At 48.0% G+C, this 3,378-nt stretch carries 3 protein-coding genes; all 3 read left to right on the top strand.

Annotated elements, in window-relative coordinates; all coding sequences use genetic code 11:
• Positions 1–221 precede the first annotated feature (221 nt).
• Positions 222–602: a response regulator gene (locus C7B77_RS26515; protein WP_106312059.1), complete on the top strand. Its 381-nt coding sequence runs from the start codon at positions 222–224 to the stop codon at positions 600–602.
• A 35-nt stretch (positions 603–637) separates the two neighbouring features.
• Positions 638–2,692 carry a response regulator gene (locus C7B77_RS26510; protein ID WP_106312056.1) on the top strand — a complete coding sequence of 685 codons (2,055 nt, stop codon included), beginning with the start codon at positions 638–640 and terminating at the stop codon, positions 2,690–2,692.
• A gap of 165 nt (positions 2,693–2,857) precedes the next feature.
• The coding region (locus C7B77_RS26505) for a M20/M25/M40 family metallo-hydrolase (protein WP_146138537.1) at positions 2,858–3,378 on the top strand (521 nt) is incomplete at its 3' end.

Below are 3,378 nucleotides of genomic sequence, written 5' to 3'. Positions count from 1 at the left end.
ACTATTCTCTCTCCACTTATCCCCCAACTCCCAACTCCCAACTCCCAACTCCCCACTCCCCACTCCCCGCTCCCTGCTCCCTGCTCCCCTCTAATTAAAGAATCTATTTAGGGTTTACCACTCGTAAATATGCGACGATAAATGTAGTAGATTGAGTCTACTAGTCATTCTCGTTGGCGATCGGGTAACGAGCTATAGCGTATTTCAGTAGAGGTAATATCGTGAGTAGTAAACGGATCTTAGTAGTTGATAACGAACCGTCGATCCAGGAAGTTGCTCAAATTTGCCTAGAAACCGTAGCTGGTTGGCAGGTAACGCTTGCAGGTTCGGGATTAGAAGGATTAGCTGCTGCCGAGCGAGAACAGCCAGATGCGATATTATTAGATGTGATGATGCCAGATATGGATGGGCTAGATACTTTTAGCAAACTTCAAGCAAATCCCGCCACTCGATCGATTCCGGTAATTCTGCTGACTGCTAAAGTGCAATCGACCGATCGCCGCAACTATACCGAGTTAGGAATTCGATCGACGATCGCCAAACCATTTAGTCCGTTAGAATTAGCTCAACAAATTGCTACAACCTTGGGATGGAAACTCTGAAATAATTTAGGTGGTTACTAAAACAGGCAAAAATCATGAAGATTTTGGTAGTTGAAGACGATCTCCTCGTGGCTGAAGCACTTAGAGTCACACTATCCGATCGGAACTATGCTGTTGAAGTCGCCCATGATGGTCGATCGGGTTTGGAGTTTGTCGAAGCTTTTGATTACGATCTCCTATTGTTAGATGCGATTTTGCCCAATCTCGATGGGGTTAGTCTGTGTCGTCACGTTCGATCTCGCGGTTATCTAATGCCGATCTTATTACTGACGAGTAGGGATAGCAAACACGATCGCGCCATTGGTTTGGATGCTGGGGCAGATGATTATGTAGTCAAACCTTTCGATCCAGAAGAGCTATCAGCACGGATTCGCGCGCTATTGCGTCGGGGTAACGATCGAGTGCAACCAGTTTTGAAGTGGGAAGATCTGAGTCTCAATCCCCGCAATTATGAAGTTACTTATCAAGATCGACTACTGAGCCTAACGCCCAAAGAATACGCCCTGCTCGAACTATTTCTGCGGCACAATCGACGGTTATTTAGTTGTGGTGCAATTTTAGAACACTTGTGGACGTATGAAGATGCTCCCAGTGAAGAAGCAGTGCGCACTCATATTAAAGGACTCCGACACAAACTCAAAGCCGCAGGCGCACCGATCGATTTCGTTGAAACCGTCTATGGCATCGGCTATCGACTCAAGCCCAGCGATCCGCTCGCCGAACGACAATTTATTGCTAATGGCAGACGTCAGCAGGTGCCGAGCGGATCTGATGATGCGATGCTAGATCCAGAGCCAGCCGCAAGCGACGCAGAGCCGATCGCGCAATTAATACCTAGCGATAATAGCCTTCGAGAGCTACCTCCCGAACATCTGGCTGAGGAAGAGCTTCAAGCCGAAGCCGAGTCCGAATGTCCAGAATTTCTTACCGAAATTTGGAACCGACATCACGAGCAAATGAGCGCGCGCGTAGCCACGATCGACAGCGCGATCGTCGCCCTCCAACAGCAATCCTTAGATCCAGAATTGCGTCGTGAGGCATGGAATTGCGCCCATACCCTTGCAGGTGCCCTCGGGACATTTGGATTGTCACGCGGTTCTCAACTCGCCAAACAAATCGAATTATCACTAGATGCCAATACCGAACTGACTCCCGCGCATATTTCGCAATTGCAAATCAACGTCGAGCGGCTGCGGCGATCGATCGCCAGTAAAATGCCCGCAGCCAAACCCGCAGCCACTACTTCCGACGATCGATCCCCCTGGTTGCTAGTCATTTCTCAAGAATCAGATTTAGCCGCCCAATTAAGCAATACTGCCACAGCTAAATTTGAAATCGTCAGAGCCAGCGAGCTACAACCACCAGACGCCCAAAGGCTAGCACCTGCTACGGCGATCGTTTTCGATCTAGATTGTTTCCCTCACATCGCCGACGGATTGGCAGCACTATCCCAATTAGATCGCGATTATCCAAATATTCCGACGATCGTCTTGAGCCAACCTGCATCGATCGATTCTGGAACCGATGGGAAAACTACCGATCGCACCACTAGACTGCGCCAACGCATCGAAGTTGCCCGCAGGGGTGCGCGACTATTTCTCGTCAAACCAGTTAATGCCCAACAAATTTTCCAATCAGTCGATCGAGTAGTGCAACAAGCTCGCGCCAGTCAACCCAAAGTCACGATCGTCGATGACGATCTAGTCTTATTAGAAGGCGTCAGCACCTTACTATCGCAGCGCGGCATGACAGTCACCACACTCGCCGAACCCAGCCGCTTTTGGGAAACATTAGAGACTTCCGCTCCCGATTTACTCATTCTCGATCTAGATATGCCCACCTACGATGGTATCGAACTCTGTCGCGCAGTACGTACCGATCCCAAATGGGCAAATCTCCCCATTCTCGTGCTCACCGCTCACACAGCCGCCCTTGCCAGCGATCGAGTCTTTGCCGCTGGTGCCGATGATTTTGTCAGCAAACCCGTTGTCGATTCTACGCTCGTTACCCGCATCGTCAATCGACTCGATCGGATCGGATTCCAGCGATTGTCTACACTAGACGCTGCACGTACATCCCAGCGAATCTAATTGCAGCTGGGCAGATTCCTATTATCCCATCATCAATCGTGGAGATCGACATTATTCGATCGACAATATCACCTCAAAAATAGCGCATAAAACCAGATTACGCGCCTAATTGTATTGTCAAGATCGAACTCAGATTCGATCGAAAAATCGATATACCATTTAAGAATGAAAATTAATCGTGTCAATGTAATTTTAATTAGTTTAGTATTGACGATATTTCTATTATTCGGACATCACCATCCCGCTCGATCGGCAGCCGACTCATCGATCTATGAAAAAGCCCAGCAAGCCCAACCAATCTTTCTCAAATACCTAGAAAAAATAGTTAATATTGACTCCCAAACAAACGATACTCAAGGCTTGATGCAGGTTGAAAATCTTATCATCCAGCAACTCAAATCTCTAGGTCCAGAGATTAAAACCGTCACCGCCAAGCCCAATGCTGGAAATACGATCGTGGCCACGATCGCCGGAACGGGTCGCGGCAGAATTCTCCTCCTCGCCCATACAGATACCGTCTTCAAGCAAGGCACAGTAGCGCAACGCCCATTTAAAATCGTCAATGGTAAAGCCTTCGGCCCTGGAGTTATGGATGACAAAGGCGGAATTCTCTTAGGAGTTGAAGCTCTAAAAATTATCAAAGAAACAAATTTCACAAACTTTGAAACGATTACTTTTTTAATCAA

Source organism: Chamaesiphon polymorphus CCALA 037, from assembly GCF_003003845.1.
Classification (GTDB): domain Bacteria; phylum Cyanobacteriota; class Cyanobacteriia; order Cyanobacteriales; family Chamaesiphonaceae; genus Chamaesiphon; species Chamaesiphon polymorphus.
The sequence above is the reverse complement of the archived record's forward strand: the minus strand, read 5'-3'. Positions and strand labels throughout refer to the sequence as shown.